Annotated in this window: 17 protein-coding genes and 1 tRNA gene; 9 read left to right on the top strand and 9 right to left on the bottom strand. The window is 50.0% G+C overall.

Annotated elements, in window-relative coordinates:
- Positions 1 to 495 (bottom strand): leucine-responsive transcriptional regulator Lrp, encoded by a 495-nt coding sequence (gene lrp, locus OGX89_RS20305; protein WP_002439523.1) that lies wholly within the window; start codon positions 493 to 495, stop codon positions 1 to 3.
- 547 nt (positions 496 to 1042) lie between these two features.
- On the opposite strand from lrp, the gene trxB reads away from it, so the two are divergent.
- From trxB to infA, 5 genes are all read left to right on the top strand, one after another.
- Positions 1043 to 2011 carry a thioredoxin-disulfide reductase gene (gene trxB, locus OGX89_RS20300; RefSeq protein WP_003831889.1) on the top strand — a complete coding sequence of 323 codons (969 nt, stop codon included), beginning with the start codon at positions 1043 to 1045 and terminating at the stop codon, positions 2009 to 2011.
- A gap of 114 nt (positions 2012 to 2125) precedes the next feature.
- A complete protein-coding gene (cydD, locus tag OGX89_RS20295; protein WP_126956754.1) occupies positions 2126 to 3892 on the top strand; it encodes a heme ABC transporter permease/ATP-binding protein CydD in 1767 nt (588 codons plus the stop codon).
- The gene (gene cydC / locus OGX89_RS20290; protein ID WP_057068008.1) at positions 3893 to 5614 is read left to right on the top strand and encodes a heme ABC transporter ATP-binding protein/permease CydC; all 1722 of its coding nucleotides are present in this window, start codon (positions 3893 to 3895) and stop codon (positions 5612 to 5614) included.
- 44 nt (positions 5615 to 5658) lie between these two features.
- Positions 5659 to 6363, top strand: a complete 705-nt coding sequence (gene aat / locus OGX89_RS20285) for a leucyl/phenylalanyl-tRNA--protein transferase (RefSeq protein WP_003831883.1) — start codon at positions 5659 to 5661, stop codon at positions 6361 to 6363.
- Between the two features lie 285 nt (positions 6364 to 6648).
- Positions 6649 to 6867 (top strand): translation initiation factor IF-1, encoded by a 219-nt coding sequence (gene infA, locus OGX89_RS20275; RefSeq protein ID WP_002211347.1) that lies wholly within the window; start codon positions 6649 to 6651, stop codon positions 6865 to 6867.
- Positions 6868 to 6947: 80 nt separating this feature from the next.
- Here the strand turns inward: infA and OGX89_RS20270 are convergent, their stop codons facing one another.
- Positions 6948 to 7859 carry a LysR family transcriptional regulator gene (locus OGX89_RS20270; protein ID WP_003831675.1) on the bottom strand — a complete coding sequence of 304 codons (912 nt, stop codon included), beginning with the start codon at positions 7857 to 7859 and terminating at the stop codon, positions 6948 to 6950.
- A 108-nt stretch (positions 7860 to 7967) separates the two neighbouring features.
- Here OGX89_RS20270 and OGX89_RS20265 point away from each other — a divergent pair, with 108 nt between their 5' ends.
- From OGX89_RS20265 to OGX89_RS20255, 3 genes are all read left to right on the top strand, one after another.
- On the top strand, positions 7968 to 8828 hold the full coding sequence (locus OGX89_RS20265; RefSeq protein WP_003831674.1) for a pirin family protein: 861 nt from the start codon (positions 7968 to 7970) through the stop codon (positions 8826 to 8828).
- A gap of 16 nt (positions 8829 to 8844) precedes the next feature.
- Positions 8845 to 9522, top strand: coding sequence for an isochorismatase family protein (locus OGX89_RS20260; protein WP_032939929.1), 678 nt, complete (start codon positions 8845 to 8847; stop codon positions 9520 to 9522).
- Between the two features lie 149 nt (positions 9523 to 9671).
- Positions 9672 to 9759: transfer RNA gene (locus tag OGX89_RS20255), tRNA-Ser, on the top strand.
- 127 nt (positions 9760 to 9886) lie between these two features.
- Here the strand turns inward: OGX89_RS20255 and OGX89_RS20250 are convergent.
- The 7 genes from OGX89_RS20250 to OGX89_RS20220 form a co-directional block, all read right to left on the bottom strand.
- Positions 9887 to 10993, bottom strand: a complete 1107-nt coding sequence (locus tag OGX89_RS20250) for a PTS fructose transporter subunit IIC (RefSeq protein ID WP_063940631.1) — start codon at positions 10991 to 10993, stop codon at positions 9887 to 9889.
- Between the two features lie 43 nt (positions 10994 to 11036).
- Positions 11037 to 11348 carry a PTS fructose transporter subunit IIB gene (locus OGX89_RS20245; RefSeq protein ID WP_063940632.1) on the bottom strand — a complete coding sequence of 104 codons (312 nt, stop codon included), beginning with the start codon at positions 11346 to 11348 and terminating at the stop codon, positions 11037 to 11039.
- Positions 11349 to 11403: 55 nt separating this feature from the next.
- Entirely contained in the window at positions 11404 to 11874 is a 471-nt protein-coding gene (locus OGX89_RS20240; protein ID WP_063940633.1) for a PTS sugar transporter subunit IIA, read from the bottom strand.
- 135 nt (positions 11875 to 12009) lie between these two features.
- Positions 12010 to 12687, bottom strand: a complete 678-nt coding sequence (alsE, locus tag OGX89_RS20235) for a D-allulose 6-phosphate 3-epimerase (protein WP_063940634.1) — start codon at positions 12685 to 12687, stop codon at positions 12010 to 12012.
- 22 nt (positions 12688 to 12709) lie between these two features.
- Entirely contained in the window at positions 12710 to 13972 is a 1263-nt protein-coding gene (gene ulaA, locus OGX89_RS20230; RefSeq protein WP_126956752.1) for a PTS ascorbate transporter subunit IIC, read from the bottom strand.
- Between the two features lie 31 nt (positions 13973 to 14003).
- Positions 14004 to 14270, bottom strand: coding sequence for a PTS sugar transporter subunit IIB (locus OGX89_RS20225; RefSeq protein ID WP_063940636.1), 267 nt, complete (start codon positions 14268 to 14270; stop codon positions 14004 to 14006).
- Between the two features lie 7 nt (positions 14271 to 14277).
- Positions 14278 to 14721, bottom strand: a complete 444-nt coding sequence (locus OGX89_RS20220; protein ID WP_126956750.1) for a PTS sugar transporter subunit IIA — start codon at positions 14719 to 14721, stop codon at positions 14278 to 14280.
- A 222-nt stretch (positions 14722 to 14943) separates the two neighbouring features.
- On the opposite strand from OGX89_RS20220, the gene OGX89_RS20215 reads away from it, so the two are divergent.
- On the top strand, positions 14944 to 15996 hold the full coding sequence (locus OGX89_RS20215; protein WP_080470551.1) for a LacI family DNA-binding transcriptional regulator: 1053 nt from the start codon (positions 14944 to 14946) through the stop codon (positions 15994 to 15996).
- The last annotated feature ends 76 nt before the right edge of the window (positions 15997 to 16072 follow it).

Below are 16072 nucleotides of genomic sequence, written 5' to 3'. Positions count from 1 at the left end.
TTAGCGCGTCTTAATTACCAGACGATTGCTCTGTTTGACTTCTTCCATTACTACATAAGTACGTGTGTCATTCACGCCAGGCAGACGCAGCAGGGTTTCCCCCAACAGCTTACGGTATGCCGACATATCCGGTACGCGTGTTTTCAGCAAATAGTCGAAATCACCGGAAACCAAATGACACTCTTGAATTTCTTCAAGTTTTTGTACTGCAGAGTTAAATTGTTCAAACACATCCGGGGCGCCACGATTCAGAGTAATCTCAACAAAAACCAGAAGTGATGCATCCAGATAATGCGGGTTTAACAGCGCTGTATAGCCCTGAATAAAACCCTGTCTTTCCAACCGACGCACACGCTCAAGGCAGGGCGTTGGTGAAAGTCCCACACGTTTAGAAAGCTCGACGTTAGAAATACGCCCATCCTTTTGCAGCTCATTAAGAATGTTACGATCGATACGGTCGAGATCTTTGCCAGGGCGCTTCTTACTATCTACCATTATTATTGTCTCTCTGTATTCCTTCCCTACTCCTGCCTGACTCTACCAACATCACTGTTCAGAGTCGCTACCCATCAAAATAAACCGCAACCCAGAGGGATTTTCGGTTCGCAATGTCTGGGTTTATGGTGAGAAGACCGTTGCCTGTCGGCGGCTATCGACATCACGAATGGCATCTGTCCACACCATGCGTAGATTTCGCTAACACGGTAAACATGGTATCTACATGCATGATTATGCAGCACATACATGACACAGTTTTTTTCTTCCTTGAATGTTTTCGCAAAACAGCAGGGGATTGTCAAAGCAAAACATCGATTTTTAGTACAACATGCCAGTTATTCATTCGCAGTGATGGAAAATCGTCATTTTATCACCTTATAACTGACCGATTTTAAGTAGAAATCGTTATAGTATTACGACTAATTCTGCCGTTCATCGGTTCCCGCTATTACACATATTGTTAACAAAATCGCCATACTCTTTTTTTACGCCTGTAAATTCCCTACAATCCTGCTCATTGCCTGCTAACAACTATGGGGATCTCATGGGCGCAACCAAACACAGTAAACTTCTTATTCTGGGCTCTGGCCCTGCGGGGTATACCGCTGCGGTCTACGCTGCACGCGCGAACCTGCAACCGGTACTGATTACCGGTATGGAAAAAGGTGGTCAGTTGACCACAACAACAGAAGTGGAGAACTGGCCTGGCGATCCGCACGATCTCACAGGCCCATTGCTGATGGAACGCATGCACGAACATGCGACCAAATTTGAAACTGAAATTATTTTTGATCATATCAGCAAAGTTGATCTGCAAAACCGCCCTTTCCGTCTGACCGGCGACAGCGGTGAATACACCTGTGACGCACTGATCATCGCCACCGGTGCGTCAGCACGCTACCTGGGTCTGCCTTCAGAAGAAGCCTTCAAAGGCCGTGGCGTTTCCGCCTGCGCGACCTGCGACGGTTTCTTCTACCGTAACCAAAAAGTTGCGGTGATCGGCGGCGGCAACACCGCTGTTGAAGAAGCGCTGTACCTGGCGAATATCGCATCTGAAGTGCATTTGATTCACCGTCGCGACAGCTTCCGCGCCGAGAAAATCCTGATCAAGCGTTTGATGGATAAAGTCGAAAACGGCAACATCGTGCTGCATACCCACCGCACACTGGAAGAAGTGACCGGCGATCAAATGGGCGTAACCGGACTGCGCCTGCGCGATACGCAAAACACTGACAACGTCGAGTCACTTGACGTTGCAGGGTTGTTTGTCGCTATCGGCCACAGCCCGAATACCGCCATTTTTGACGGTCAGCTTGAACTGGAAAATGGCTACATCAAAGTTCAGTCCGGTATTCATGGTAACGCCACCCAAACCAGCATTCCGGGTGTATTCGCCGCCGGTGACGTGATGGACCATATTTATCGCCAGGCGATCACTTCAGCAGGCACCGGTTGCATGGCTGCGCTTGACGCAGAGCGTTATCTCGACGGTCTGGCAGACGCTTGCAAATAAGTTTTACAAATCAGTAACAAAAGTAAAAAAGGCGACTATAAGTCGCCTTTATTTTTGCCTCGTTGTAACATTGTCCTGCCCAAAAATTCCAATAACTCACCTGCTAAGCGTGCAATGAATAAAACCCGTCAAAAAGAGCTGACCCGCTGGTTAAAACAGCAAAGTGTAATTTCCCAACGATGGCTGAACATTTCACGCCTGTTGGGGTTCGTGAGCGGCCTGTTAATTGTCGCTCAGGCCTGGCTCATGGCCCGAATTCTCGACCATATGATCATGGACAATATCCCCAGAGAGGCGCTTCTGCTCCCTTTCATTGTGCTGGTATTGATTTTCATCCTGCGAGCATGGGTCGTCTGGTTACGCGAACGCGTCGGGTTTCATGCTGGCCAACATATCCGCTTTGAGATTCGCCGCCAGGTGCTTGACCGTCTGCAACAAGCAGGTCCCGCCTGGATACAAGGCAAACCAGCCGGGAGCTGGGCTACGCTAATCCTGGAACAGATTGATGACATGCATGATTACTATGCACGTTATCTGCCGCAAATGGCGCTGGCCGTATGCGTCCCCTTATTGATCGTGGCAGCGGTATTCCCGTCAAACTGGGTAGCCGCCCTTATTCTGCTTGGAACTGCCCCGCTGATCCCGTTGTTTATGGCGATGGTTGGTATGGGTGCAGCCGACGCTAACCGCCGCAATTTTCAGGCTCTTGCTCGCCTCAGTGGCCATTTTCTCGATCGCCTGCGGGGTATGGAGACGCTAAGAATCTTTGGTCGCGGTGAAGCTGAAACAGAAAGCATCCGCGCAGCGTCACAAGATTTCCGCCAGCGCACCATGGAAGTCCTGCGCCTGGCGTTTCTGTCATCCGGTGTCCTTGAGTTCTTTACCTCCCTGTCCATCGCACTGGTCGCGGTTTACTTCGGTTTTTCCTACCTCGGTGAACTCGATTTTGGTCACTATGGGACAGGCGTCACATTGGCTGCTGGCTTCCTCGCGCTCATTCTGGCGCCGGAATTTTTCCAGCCCCTGCGCGATCTGGGCACGTTTTATCACGCCAAAGCGCAAGCAGTTGGTGCCGCGGATAGTCTGAAAACCTTCATGGAAACCCCGCTTGCACATCCTGAGCGTGGCGATATTGAGCTGACAACAAAAGACGCAGTTTCAATTGAAGCAGAAGATCTGGTCATCACCTCGCCGGAAGGTAAAGTGCTTGCAGGTCCGCTCAACTTTACCCTGCCAGCGGGCCAACGCGCGGTGCTGGTTGGCCGCAGCGGTTCCGGCAAAAGTTCGTTGCTCAATGTCCTGTCCGGTTTTCTCTCTTATCAGGGTTCGCTGCGGATTAACGGCTTTGAGCTGCGCGACCTGTCGCCTGATTGCTGGCGCAAACAGCTGTCCTGGGTTGGACAAAATCCGCAGCTCCCTGCCGCCACGTTACGCGATAACGTGCTTCTCGCTCGCCCCGATGCCAGCGAAGAACAGCTGCAGGCCGCACTCGACAGCGCCTGGGTAAGTGAGTTTTTACCACTTCTGCCACAGGGTGTGGATACACCAGTAGGCGATCAGGCTGCTCGACTTTCTGTCGGACAAGCGCAGCGCGTTGCCGTGGCTCGCGCCTTACTCAATCCATGTCAGTTGTTGCTGCTTGACGAGCCCGCCGCCAGCCTTGATGCACACAGCGAACAACGCGTGATGCAGGCGTTGAAAGTAGCGTCACGCCGCCAGACCACTCTGATGGTGACACACCAACTTGAAGATCTTGCCGACTGGGACGTTATCTGGGTAATGCAGGACGGACAGATCGTTGAACAAGGCACTTATGCCGAACTTAGCGCAGCCAACGGGGCGTTTGCGACATTACTGGCTCATCGTCAGGAGGACATCTAAATGCGCGCTTTGCTACCTTATCTGACGCTGTATAAACGTCACAAATGGATGTTAACCCTGGGGATCGTTCTGGCGATCGTCACACTGCTGGCAAGTATTGGTTTGCTGACGCTTTCCGGCTGGTTCCTGTCGGCTTCTGCTGTGGTGGGTGTCACCGGAATTTACAGTTTTAACTATATGCTCCCTGCTGCCGGGGTACGCGGTGCGGCAATCACCCGAACCGCGGGCCGCTATTTCGAGCGGCTGGTCAGCCACGATGCGACGTTCCGCGTGCTGCAACATTTGCGTATTTATACCTTCAGCAAACTGCTGCCGCTCTCCCCTGCTGGCCTGTCCCGTTATGGACAAGGTGAATTGCTTAACCGCGTAGTGGCAGATGTCGACACGCTCGATCATCTCTATTTGCGCGTGCTCTCCCCGCTTGTGGGCGCTTTTGTCGTCATCATGGTGGTCACGCTGGGGCTAAGCGTTCTCGATTTCACGCTGGCTATCACTCTCGGCGGTATTATGCTGCTGACCTTATTTATCCTGCCCCCACTCTTTTATCAGGCAGGTAAAAGCACCGGGCAAAGCTTGACGCATTTACGTGGGCAGTATCGCCAGCAGTTAACATCCTGGCTGCAGGGCCAGGCTGAACTGACCATCTTTGGCGCCAGTGAACGTTACCGCGCCCAAATGGAAGCCACCGAGTTGCAGTGGCATGAAGCCCAACGACGTCAGTCTGAATTAACGGCGCTATCACAGGCGGTCATGCTGTTAGTCGGCGCACTGGCAGTGGTTGTGATGTTATGGATGGCCTCCGGCGGCGTGGGTGGCAATACCCAGCCTGGCGCGCTGATCGCGCTGTTTGTCTTCTGTGCGCTGGCCGCGTTTGAAGCATTAGCACCCGTCACCGGCGCGTTTCAGCATCTCGGACAGGTTATTGCCTCTGCGCTACGCATCACCGAACTGACCGAACAGCAGCCAGAAGTCACCTTCCCGGATGCCGGTTCTCCAGTTTCTGAGCAGGTCACTCTCACGCTACGCGATGTTTCATTCAGCTATCCGGGGCAAGCACAAAAAGCGCTCGACACCCTTTCGCTGCAGGCTCAGCCCGGTGAACACATTGCGATTCTCGGTCGCACCGGCTGCGGTAAGTCAACGTTGCTACAATTGCTGACCCGCGCATGGGATCCGCAGCACGGCGAAATTCTGATTAATGAGCAGCCGATTTCAGCCCTCAGTGAAGCCACGCTGCGCCAGAGCATCAGCGTCGTGCCACAGCGCGTGCACCTGTTCAGCGCGACGCTGCGTGATAACCTGCTGCTGGCAGCACCGCACGCCAGTGATGACACATTATCCGCAATGCTGTGCCGCGTCGGTCTGGACAAACTGCTAGAGGGTGATGGACTCAATGCATGGTTAGGCGAAGGCGGTCGTCAGCTTTCTGGCGGCGAACTCCGTCGTCTGGCTATCGCCCGCGCCTTATTGCACGATGCCCCACTGATGCTGCTGGATGAACCGACCGAAGGGCTTGATGCCACAACAGAAAGCCAAATGCTTGAATTAATTGGCGATGTCATGCGCGATAAAACCGTACTGATGGTGACACATCGTCTGCGCGGCTTGTCACGTTTTGATCAAATAATAGTGATGGACAACGGACACATTATTGAGCAAGGTAATCACGCAGATTTGTTAGCCCGGCAGGGGCGTTATTACCAGTTTAAGCAACGTCTGTAAGCTATTATTGAACGATCAAACTCGCGTAGTGGAGTTTCGCTGTCATGCGCCTGGTGCAATTGTCCCGCCATTCTATAGCCTTCCCTTCACCGGAAGGCGCTTTACGCGAGCCTAACGGTTTGTTGGCGCTTGGCGGCGATCTCAGTCCAGCCCGACTGTTAATGGCCTACCAGCGCGGAATTTTCCCGTGGTTTTCACCTGGCGACCCCATTCTTTGGTGGTCGCCCGATCCACGCGCCATTCTTTGGCCCGAGAAATTTCATCTCAGCCGCAGCATGAAACGTTTTCATAAAAACTCGCCTTATCGCGTGACGCTCAATTACGCGTTCGGTCAGGTGATTGAAGGCTGCGCGAACAACCGGGAAGAAGGCACCTGGATAACGCATGATGTAGTCGACGCCTACCATCGCCTGCACGAGCTGGGCCATGCGCACTCCATTGAAGTATGGCGACAAAATGAGTTAGTGGGCGGTATGTATGGCGTGGCGCAAGGTACGCTATTTTGTGGCGAATCAATGTTCAGCCGTCAGGAAAATGCGTCCAAAACCGCACTGCTTGTTTTTTGCACTGAATTTATCCGTCAGGGCGGAAAATTAATCGACTGCCAGGTATTAAATAGCCATACAGCTTCGCTGGGCGCCGTCGAAACCCCACGTCGGGAGTACCTTGAACACCTGAGCAGACTGCGCCAGCAGCGGCTACCGAGCCATTTCTGGGTTCCCAGGACGTTATTTTCGCCTCAGGGGTGAATGTTTTCGGCACATTTTTTGTCGGGGTGTTATAATTGTCGCGCAGAGTTGGTTTAGCCCATTACCCCGCCGCCGTTAAGGAACAGTTCGCGTCAGGCAACGCCTATCGTTTATCTCCTCGTTCCCTTACACGTTGCGCTTTAAGTGCGGCTTTGCCGTGTGTGGTTAGAGTAATGCGCCAAACCCGATTTGCTGTGTTTTAAACGCACAAATCTTTACTTATTAAAAGAACTTCGGCATTATCTTGCCGGTTCAAATTACGGTAGTGATACCCCAGAGGATTAGATGGCCAAAGAAGACAATATTGAAATGCAGGGTACCGTTCTCGATACGTTACCTAATACCATGTTCCGCGTAGAGTTAGAAAACGGTCACGTGGTTACTGCACACATCTCCGGTAAAATGCGTAAAAACTATATCCGCATCCTGACGGGCGACAAAGTGACTGTTGAGCTGACCCCGTACGACCTGAGCAAAGGCCGCATTGTCTTCCGTAGTCGCTGATTGTTTTTAACGCCCCGAATGGCGTCCAGATAATAAAAGGTCGGTTTAACCGGCCTTTTTTGTGGGCCAAGGTCAGGTATTTAATCCTCAATCATCCGCGCATATTCTTCCGTTAAGAAATCCACTAATGTGCGTACTGACGGCAATAATCCCCTGCGTGATGGAAAGACTGCGTGAATTATTTCTCGCTTCGGTTCCCAGCCGTCGAGCAATGCCACCAGTTCACCCGCAGCTACTTGATCTTTTACCATCAGCTGTGGAAGTTGAACTACCCCCACACCGGCAACTGCGGCTTCACGTAACGCCAGCATATCGGTGGTGATCATACGCGGCGTGAAATGCACCTCCGCACGTGCGCCCTGCGGCCCGAATAACTCCCAACGATGCACATGTTTACCCGTCGCCAGACTCAGGCCCGGCCAACGCGTCAGCTCCGCCGGAGAATGTAGCGTTCCCATTTGCTCGATTAACTGCGGGCTGGCATACAAACGATGCCCCCTGTCCGCCAGCACACGCATCACCAGGTCGCTATCCTCAAATGGTCGGGGCCTGACGCGAATCGCCACGTCCAAGCCCTCTCCAACAACGTCCACGCGGCGGTTAGTAGCCTCCAGTTGCACTGATACGTCAGGATAACGCGCCATAAAACGGGCAAGCATCGGCCCGATATGCACATGCAGCAGCGTGACCGGACACGTCAACTTCACCACGCCACGCGGTTCAACCTGTAACGCGGCAATCGCATCCTGCGCTGCCTGCGCTTCCACCAGCATCGCCTTACAGTGTTCGTAAAAGGTTTGCCCAACTTCCGTCACGTTAAACTGGCGGGTGGTTCGCTGAATCAGTCGAACTCCCAGTGTCTCTTCCAGTTGCGCTATCCGTCGGCTTAGTTTTGATTTCGGTTCATCAAGCGCCCGACCCGCCGCCGCGAATCCCCCTTCCTCTACAACATGCACAAACCATGCAAAATCATTGAGATCTGGCTTCGTCATCCAATTGTCCTATTTATGAGACAGTGAGAACTATTTTAGCTACTACTCAGCTCGCTGTCATGAATATAAGCTTATTCACATCAAGATAACGCCACAGAGGAGACACATATGAAACAAGTAACAGGCGTCTACACCGCACCTCGCCCGCACTGGGTTGGCGATGGATTTCCGGTTCGCTCGATGTTTTCTTACCAGTCTCATGCTGAACAGCTAAGTCCGTTCCTGCTGCTGGATTACGCCGGTCCACATACGTTTACGCCGGGTAACGAAAAACGCGGCGTAGGCGAACACCCTCACCGTGGTTTTGAGACGGTGACCATCGTTTACAGCGGCGAAGTTGAACACCGTGATTCAACCGGTCGTGGCGGCATTATCGGCCCCGGCGACGTGCAGTGGATGACCGCAGGAGCAGGAATATTACACGAAGAGTTCCATTCACCTGAATTTACCCGTCAGGGTGGCGAACTGGAAATGGTACAGCTGTGGGTCAATCTGCCAGCAAAAGACAAAATGGCCGTTCCGGGTTACCAGGGCATCAGCAGCGATGTGATCCCCACTGTCGCCCTGCCTGATGAAGCAGGGAGCGTTCGTGTGATTGCGGGCAGCTATCAGGATACAAAAGGCCCGGCACATACCTTCTCGCCGCTGAACGTCTGGGATATGCGTTTGCAACGTAATCATCAGCTCACGTTGTCCCAGCCGGAAGGATGGAGCACTGCCCTGGTGGTATTGAAAGGGAATATCACCGTAAACGGCACTACGTCTGCCAGCGAAGCGCAACTGGTGGTGCTGAGCCAGCAGGGGAAAACGCTGCATATTGAAGCCTCCAGCGACGCCAGCGTGCTGCTGCTTTCTGGAGAACCGTTGAACGAGCCGATTGTAGGTTACGGTCCGTTTGTAATGAACACGAAACAAGAAATCGCTGAAGCCGTACGCGATTTTAACTCCGGCCGCTTTGGCCAAATCTGAATCGAAGGAGAAGAATATGTCCAGTCCTGCAAACTTTAATGGTTCACGTCCAGTCATCGATGTGAATGATTCCGTGATGCTGCTTATCGATCATCAGAGCGGGCTGTTCCAGACCGTCGGCGACATGCCAATGCCAGAACTGCGTGCGCGTGCCGCCGCGCTGGCTAAAATGGCGACTCTGGCGAAGATGCCGGTGATTACCACGGCATCCGTACCGCAGGGACCTAACGGCCCGCTGATCCCTGAGATCCACGCCAATGCGCCGCATGCCCAATACGTGGCGCGTAAAGGCGAAATCAACGCCTGGGATAACGAAGATTTCGTGAAAGCGGTCAAAGCAACTGGTCGTAAAACGCTGATTATCGCCGGTACGATTACCAGCGTGTGCATGGCTTTCCCGGCTATCAGCGCGGTTGCGGAAGGCTATAAGGTTTTCGCTGTGATCGACGCTTCCGGTACTTACAGCAAAATGGCGCAGGAAATCACCCTGGCTCGAGTTGTTCAGGCTGGCGTTGTGCCGATGGATACCGCCGCCGTCGCTTCTGAAATTCAGGGCACATGGAACCGTGAAGACGCCGCCGAATGGGCTGAAGTGTATACCAAAGTCTTCCCGGCTTATCAGTTGCTGATCGAAAGCTACAGCAAAGCTCAGGAAGTCGTGACCAACGGCGAAAAACTGGACTCTCAGCGCTAATCCAATCCTCTGCGCCTGCCTGGGCGGAGAAATATGTATAATGCGTAACCAAACGAGAGTTAACACGTAAATTCTGCTTGACCGTTTTAGCGCAACTCCCTATAGTAGCGCCCCGTTGCCCCCCAAGCGGTCAGGCAGCAATACAATATGGTGAGGTGTCCGAGTGGCTGAAGGAGCACGCCTGGAAAGTGTGTATACGGCAACGTATCCGGGGTTCGAATCCCCGCCTCACCGCCATATTTTAAGAAGAGCTCGTACGAAAGTACGGGCTTTTTTTTCGCATGTTGCACGCCAGTGGGGGATGTAAATCCCCCACTGTATGATGAACGCTTTCCGATATGCACGGAGTACTTTTATTACGTACTTAGCTTATTTTAATATCATCCCAATCGATATCTTCCTCTTCTTGATCATTATTTATAATTACATCCCGAGGAACATCTTTTTTGATAACGGCATAGACAGTAGCCGTGACAAATATATTAACTATCAATGCCATAATACCGGCCATTGGATGTGACATTGTAGGAATCATCAAAACACCACCAAAAGGTACTGTTGCATCTGCGCCATAAACCATGGTGATTGCACCACCACAAGCACCGCCGATTGCTGCAGCAGCAATACCACGAACGATATCATTCATAACTATGGGTATAGATCCTTCAACAATATTCACCACCCCCATAGGAACAGCCGATTTTAACATTTCGATTTCTTCGTTATTATAAATATTTTTGCGAAGAAGTTTGGCAATAAAGAATGCAAGCCCAAAACCGATAGGTGTTGCCGTGTTAACTAACTGCAGGGCCGTAATTGGTTCATTTATACCCTGCGCCTGGAGTGTTAAGACAAATGCAAAACACGTTTTATTTATCGGACCGCCAAAGTCAACGATACACAACGCTCCTATAACAGCACCTAATAGTAAATTAGATGAAGTTCCCATACTTCTCAGGAACGATGTCAGAGCGTCTGTAAAAATACCAATAGGCGTACCGATGATATAAACCATAATCAGAGCACTGAGAACGGATGCAAAAAATGGCACAATCAATGTGGGCATTAACCCTCTAGCCCAGTCAGGCACCTTCATATTTTTAATAATAGCAAGAGCAATATACCCGGAAATGTAGCCGCCGATCATGCCACCAATGAAGCCCGCACCAATAGCATTAGCCGCCAGACCAACGACAAAACCAGGGGCAATACCGGGCTTACCTGCGATAGAACCGGAAATCCCGATAGCTATAACGACGGGTAATAGTCCAAGCGCCTTGGCCCCCATAGTAGCGAAGGCCTGCCACAGATCAAATTGACCCGGTACTAAAGTGTCCTGAACCGTCCCCCCAAGACCCATACCAATTGCAATAATAAATCCAGCACCACAAACAATGGGAATCAAGAATGAGATGGCAGTAAGCAGATGACCCTTAGGGTTTGCTGCTTTCCATACTTCTTTAATATTCATAAATTACGCCCTTTAATTTATATAGGATACGCATAGGTAAAAGTTATGAATTTACTAATTCACTGAGTTTTTCAATAAGTTTATTGGGAGATTTAACTGCCATTTCAGTTGGCACTCTGACTACTTTCTTTCCAGCGAACCTTTCTTCACCAGAAACCTTAACATCGGCGGCTAACAGGACAATGTCGGCTTGTGCGATCTCATCAGCGGTTAAGGCATTCTCGATACCTATAGTGCCTTGTGTTTCAATTTTGACATTATGCCCTGCTTTTTTCGCAGCTATTTCAACTTTCTTTTGCGCAATATATGTATGTGCAATACCTACAGTACAGGCTGTAACGCCAACAATATTCATAACTATTCTCCAGGATTTAATTATTTGCTATGCTATGGCAGAGGTGTTGATTAAATTAAGCGTTGATGCCTTCATCTTCAGGGATCAAAAGTTCGATGATTTTCTGAGGATCATTTTCTTTCAGCAATTTTTCTATTATTTCTTCATCTGCTAATGAGCCAGAGACTTGTGATAGTAAACGGATATGAGTTGCATTTTGATCCACTAGACAAACAGCAAATAAAATAATACAACGAACATCACTACCATCCATTGTTTCCCAGGGTATTTGATGCTGGGTTCGTCCAATAGCCAATGCAGTACGGGCTACGCCTGAGGATTTCCCATGTGGGATCGCAACATGATTCTCGAACCCAGTGGAGCCTTGTTCCTCGCGTAGCCAGACATCTTTTAGAAAATCATTTTTACTGATGACAACTCCATCAAGTACTAATAAGTCGGTTAATTCTTCAATGGCTTCTTCTTTTGTTTTAGCCATCATATTTAGCTTAATGTTCTTTGCATTAAGCACATCCGAAATATTCATAACTCACCTTCATTAATATAATAGGGTTACAGCGCCCTCAACCGAATAAATCAAGAGCGAGAGTAAAGAGACAGATCGGTTAAATAGACTCTTTATCCCAAGTAATGGCTTAATACGGTTGAGCGCGCTGTAATTTTAGGCAGCGACTTCGCGCTGGTAGATATCGACCATTTTATCCCAGGCATCACTGACATTATCCGCCAGGGAGAACAGACCCGAGGTTCCCACAATAAAGACGTCAACACCGGACCGGGAGATCACATTAAAGGTTTTCTCGTTGCAGGATCCATCAATCTCAGTCAAGTAGTGGTAGCCTTTATTTTCACGCATCGCAATCAGTTCTTTGATTTTGGTGAGTGATTCCGGAATAAACTTCTGCCCTGCGTAGCCGGGGTCAACCGACATAACGGTCACTTTATCCAGCAGATGAGCGTACTCTTTAATAGCATCCGCTGGAGTTGCCGGATTCAACACGACGCCACAGCGGCGACCAGCATCTTTAATCTGGTTCAGCAGGCGGAATATTTTGTTATTCGCCGTTTCCGGATGGAAACTGATAATATCGGCTCCGGCCTCAATACACATTGGAATTATATCTTCCGGGTGATTCACCATCAGATGCACATCAATTGGCACATCGGTGATTTTCTTCAGATTTTCGATAAAGAAGGGTGACAACGTAATGTTCTTCACATAGCTACCGTCCATAATATCGACGTGATAAAAATCAGCCCGGGCGTTCATTGCCGTAATTTGTTCTCTGAACCGCGTTAAATCCATACACATTAACGAGGGCGAAAATTTAGCTGCCATACCTTACCTCTATAAGAATCAATTAGTTAAATAATGAAACGACATGCCCAAGTATGATGCCAACAACGCCGAAATCCGCATCACCAAAGGTGGTGGATGCAAAACCAAGGTCGCCCATTAGAGGCAGCAAGATTGCAGGCAAAAACGAAATCAGCAGGCCGTGCGCGAAGGCCCCCACCACCGCACCTCGGCGACCGCCGCAGATGTTGCCGTAGACGCCCGCCGTCGCGCCGCAGAAGAAGTGTGGTACCAAACCCGGAACAATGACGCTTAAACCAAACAAAGGGCATAGGAACATGCTCACCAGACCGGCGGCAAAACTTGACAGAAAACCGACGATTACGGCATTCGGGGCGAACGGAAAGACGGTTGGGCAGTCGAGCGCCGGTTTGGCGTCTTTCACCAACTTGTCGGCGATACCTTTAAAGGCTGGAACAATTTCGGCAATAATCATGCGCACACCCGCAAGGATGATCCACACGCCTGCCGCAAAGGTCAGCGACTGGATAACGGCGAAGATGATAAAGTTCTGACCACCACTGACGCTGCTCTCAACAAATTCCTTACCTGCAACCAGCACCAGAATTACAAACAGGATCATCATCGTCAGAGAGATAGCAACCGAGGAGTCCCGCAGGAAATTCAGTGATTTCGGCACCTGCATTTCTTCAATTGATGGGCTACCTTTACCGACCGCTTTTCCCACCAGCGCCGACAGCAGATAGCCAGTTGAACCAAAATGACCTAGTGCCAGATCATCAGTACCGGTTATTTTGCGAGTGAACGGCTGCAGAATGGCCGGAGAGACCACCATCATGATGCCGAGGATCACCGCCCCGACCAGTATCACCCAAAATGGTGACAAGCCGCCGACGGAGAGAATGACAGCCAGCATCGCCGCCATATACAGCGTGTGGTGCCCCGTTAGAAAGATGTATTTCAGCGGTGTAATGCGGGCAAGTACAATGTTAAACAGCATCCCCAGCACCATGATCATTGCCGTCGCGGTACCGTAGTTTTTCTGCGCCAACGCCGCCATAGCGTCAGTATTTGGCACAACGCCCTGAATATGGAATGAGTACTCAAACAACTGGCTAAACGTTGTTAACGTAGTGGCAACAATCGCCGCACCGGATGTTAGTATTACAAAACCCATTATAGTTTTAAGAGTTCCGGAAATAACCTCGGAGATTGCTTTTTTTTGCAATAATAAACCGATCATGGAAAACAGACCGACCAGTATTGCTGGTGTACCCAATACATCATGAATAATAAACTGCAGCATAGAATGACTCCGTAGGGCCGCAAAAAATTAGTCAGAGATTCTCGGAAAGAATTTCTTTGATTTTATTGTTATCCAGTAAATTTGATAAGCCAAAGACCTGTGCAGCATGGCTGGATAGGTGCTCAGCAATATCTTTAGCGCTAAGAATAATATCTGCAGTTTCGCTTTTCGCCGACGTCAGATCAGTATGAGAAACAACTGCTTCTTTATTTAACTCTTTAATGATTTTTTTCACGTTCATTTCAACGATAAAACTACTGCCTAAACCGTTACCACACACAATCAGAATTTTTTTCATCTTTACCTCACCATCCGTTGATAACGGCTTGAATTTTTTCCATTGAGGATGCTTTTAACAACGCTGAGAGTCTTTCATCATCGCTAAAAATATCCGCAAGGGCTGTGATCATATTAATGTGCTCATCTCCCGAAATCGCACATAACATAATCACCACATAAATAGGATCATTGCCTTCCGAGTCAAAAGAAATGCCTTGTTTAATATGCAAAAGCGATAAGCCATTTTTAATCCCACCCTGTTCCGGACGAGCATGGGGCATCGCCAGACCAGGTGCTAAAATATAATAAGGACCGAGTTCCTGATGGCTATTTAAAATGGCTTTAATATAAGCCTGAGTTATCGACTCTTTATCCAATAAAGGTTGTGCCGCTAACGTAATGGCCTGTTTCCAGTCACAGACTGAATCCACAATTTGGATATTTTCCGTAGGTAACCAGGTCGTAATCATAAATACCCCGATAGCGTTGAAATTGAGCCTACTATAGAGGAATGCCTTCACGCCTTACCGTGATCTCCCTCGCAAAGTTAGCGCTAACACCATGGCGATGTTAAAATTCTTGTTACCGCTAACTTCATTAACCATACTTATCATTACTTTGCAGTTGGGCAATGCGCAAAACGCTAAACATCATTTACAATGGGAGCCCAGACAGGCTATAGGAGGACATCAGTGCAGACGTTACAAGCGGACGATAGCGCGCGAGAAAAACGCAGGAAAAACACTGGCAAAATTACGCTCGCCGAAGTGGCAAAACTGGTCGGCGTTAGCACGATGACCGTGTCGCGCGCATTACGTATGCCTGAAAAAGTGAATCCTGAACTACGCATCCGCATCGAAGCAGCGGTGAACGAGTTGGGCTATGTGCCAAACCTGCAGGCCCGCAGCCTCGCCTCTGCTGACTCCAGTCTCGTAATGGGTGTGGTGCCTTCTTTTTCCTCCCCTGGATTTCTTGCCGTCTCCGAAACGCTACAGACGGTGATCGCGACCCAGGGCTACAGCATGATGTTTATCGAGTCCGGCCAGGGTGGACAAAGCGAAGAAAAAGCCTTTGCACAAATGCTCGCCTATAACCCGGCGGCAATTGTTCAGTTCAATATTGATAACATCAGCAGTTGTTCGCAGATGATAAGTAATACCGGCGTGCCGGTGGTTGAGATTGGTGCTATTAATCGCGATGCTAGCTGGGTCAGTATCGGCGTTGACTACGCTGCGGCCATTAAAAAGCTGGTTACCTCCCTTGCGCAGAGCGGATATAAAAATATCGGCTTGCTCTGCACCGCCTCCAATAACATTATGTTTCGCCAGGTGCTGAGCGGCTGGAACAGCGCCATGCTCTCGGTTAACCACTCCCCACATCGCGTGGTGACCTCTCACCTACCAGCAGGCATAACGACCGGTTTAAACCTGCTGGGAGATATTCGTATCACCTGGCCAGAGCTGGATGCGCTGATTTGTACATCTGATGAAATTGCCTGCGGCTGCATTATGGCCTGCCACGGTGCAGGACAAAAAGTGCCCAACTCCCTGGCATTGGCAAGCTTGAGTGGTGGTACTCTTGCCGCAGTTTGCTCACCTTCTCTGACTGCTGTCGAGTTCCCATGGAGTGAAACAGGAACTCGCGCAGGAAAAACGTTACTTGATCTCCTTGCTGGCAATTCGACGGATAAATTCATTGAATTACCATCAACGTTACAAGTTCGCGCGAGCACCAGAAAAATGTAATGCGCTAATATATTTATTGATTTGTCATCCTGCCTACAGCCCTGAATATCTCCGTAGGCCTGATAAGCGAAGCGCC

It is taken from the genome of Citrobacter sp. Cpo103, assembly GCF_030332605.1.
In the GTDB taxonomy this organism is placed as follows: Bacteria; Pseudomonadota; Gammaproteobacteria; order Enterobacterales; family Enterobacteriaceae; genus Citrobacter; species Citrobacter portucalensis.
This window is presented reverse-complemented; position numbering and strand designations above follow the sequence as displayed.

Coding starts and splice junctions, on each gene's coding strand:
- lrp (WP_002439523.1), bottom strand. CDS start 495: ATGGTAGATAGTAAGAAGCGCCCTGGCAAAGATCTCGACCGTATCGAT.
- trxB (WP_003831889.1), top strand. CDS start 1,043: ATGGGCGCAACCAAACACAGTAAACTTCTTATTCTGGGCTCTGGCCCT.
- cydD (WP_126956754.1), top strand. CDS start 2,126: ATGAATAAAACCCGTCAAAAAGAGCTGACCCGCTGGTTAAAACAGCAA.
- cydC (WP_057068008.1), top strand. CDS start 3,893: ATGCGCGCTTTGCTACCTTATCTGACGCTGTATAAACGTCACAAATGG.
- aat (WP_003831883.1), top strand. CDS start 5,659: ATGCGCCTGGTGCAATTGTCCCGCCATTCTATAGCCTTCCCTTCACCG.
- infA (WP_002211347.1), top strand. CDS start 6,649: ATGGCCAAAGAAGACAATATTGAAATGCAGGGTACCGTTCTCGATACG.
- OGX89_RS20270 (WP_003831675.1), bottom strand. CDS start 7,859: ATGACGAAGCCAGATCTCAATGATTTTGCATGGTTTGTGCATGTTGTA.
- OGX89_RS20265 (WP_003831674.1), top strand. CDS start 7,968: ATGAAACAAGTAACAGGCGTCTACACCGCACCTCGCCCGCACTGGGTT.
- OGX89_RS20260 (WP_032939929.1), top strand. CDS start 8,845: ATGTCCAGTCCTGCAAACTTTAATGGTTCACGTCCAGTCATCGATGTG.
- OGX89_RS20250 (WP_063940631.1), bottom strand. CDS start 10,993: ATGAATATTAAAGAAGTATGGAAAGCAGCAAACCCTAAGGGTCATCTG.
- OGX89_RS20245 (WP_063940632.1), bottom strand. CDS start 11,348: ATGAATATTGTTGGCGTTACAGCCTGTACTGTAGGTATTGCACATACA.
- OGX89_RS20240 (WP_063940633.1), bottom strand. CDS start 11,874: ATGAATATTTCGGATGTGCTTAATGCAAAGAACATTAAGCTAAATATG.
- alsE (WP_063940634.1), bottom strand. CDS start 12,687: ATGGCAGCTAAATTTTCGCCCTCGTTAATGTGTATGGATTTAACGCGG.
- ulaA (WP_126956752.1), bottom strand. CDS start 13,972: ATGCTGCAGTTTATTATTCATGATGTATTGGGTACACCAGCAATACTG.
- OGX89_RS20225 (WP_063940636.1), bottom strand. CDS start 14,270: ATGAAAAAAATTCTGATTGTGTGTGGTAACGGTTTAGGCAGTAGTTTT.
- OGX89_RS20220 (WP_126956750.1), bottom strand. CDS start 14,721: ATGATTACGACCTGGTTACCTACGGAAAATATCCAAATTGTGGATTCA.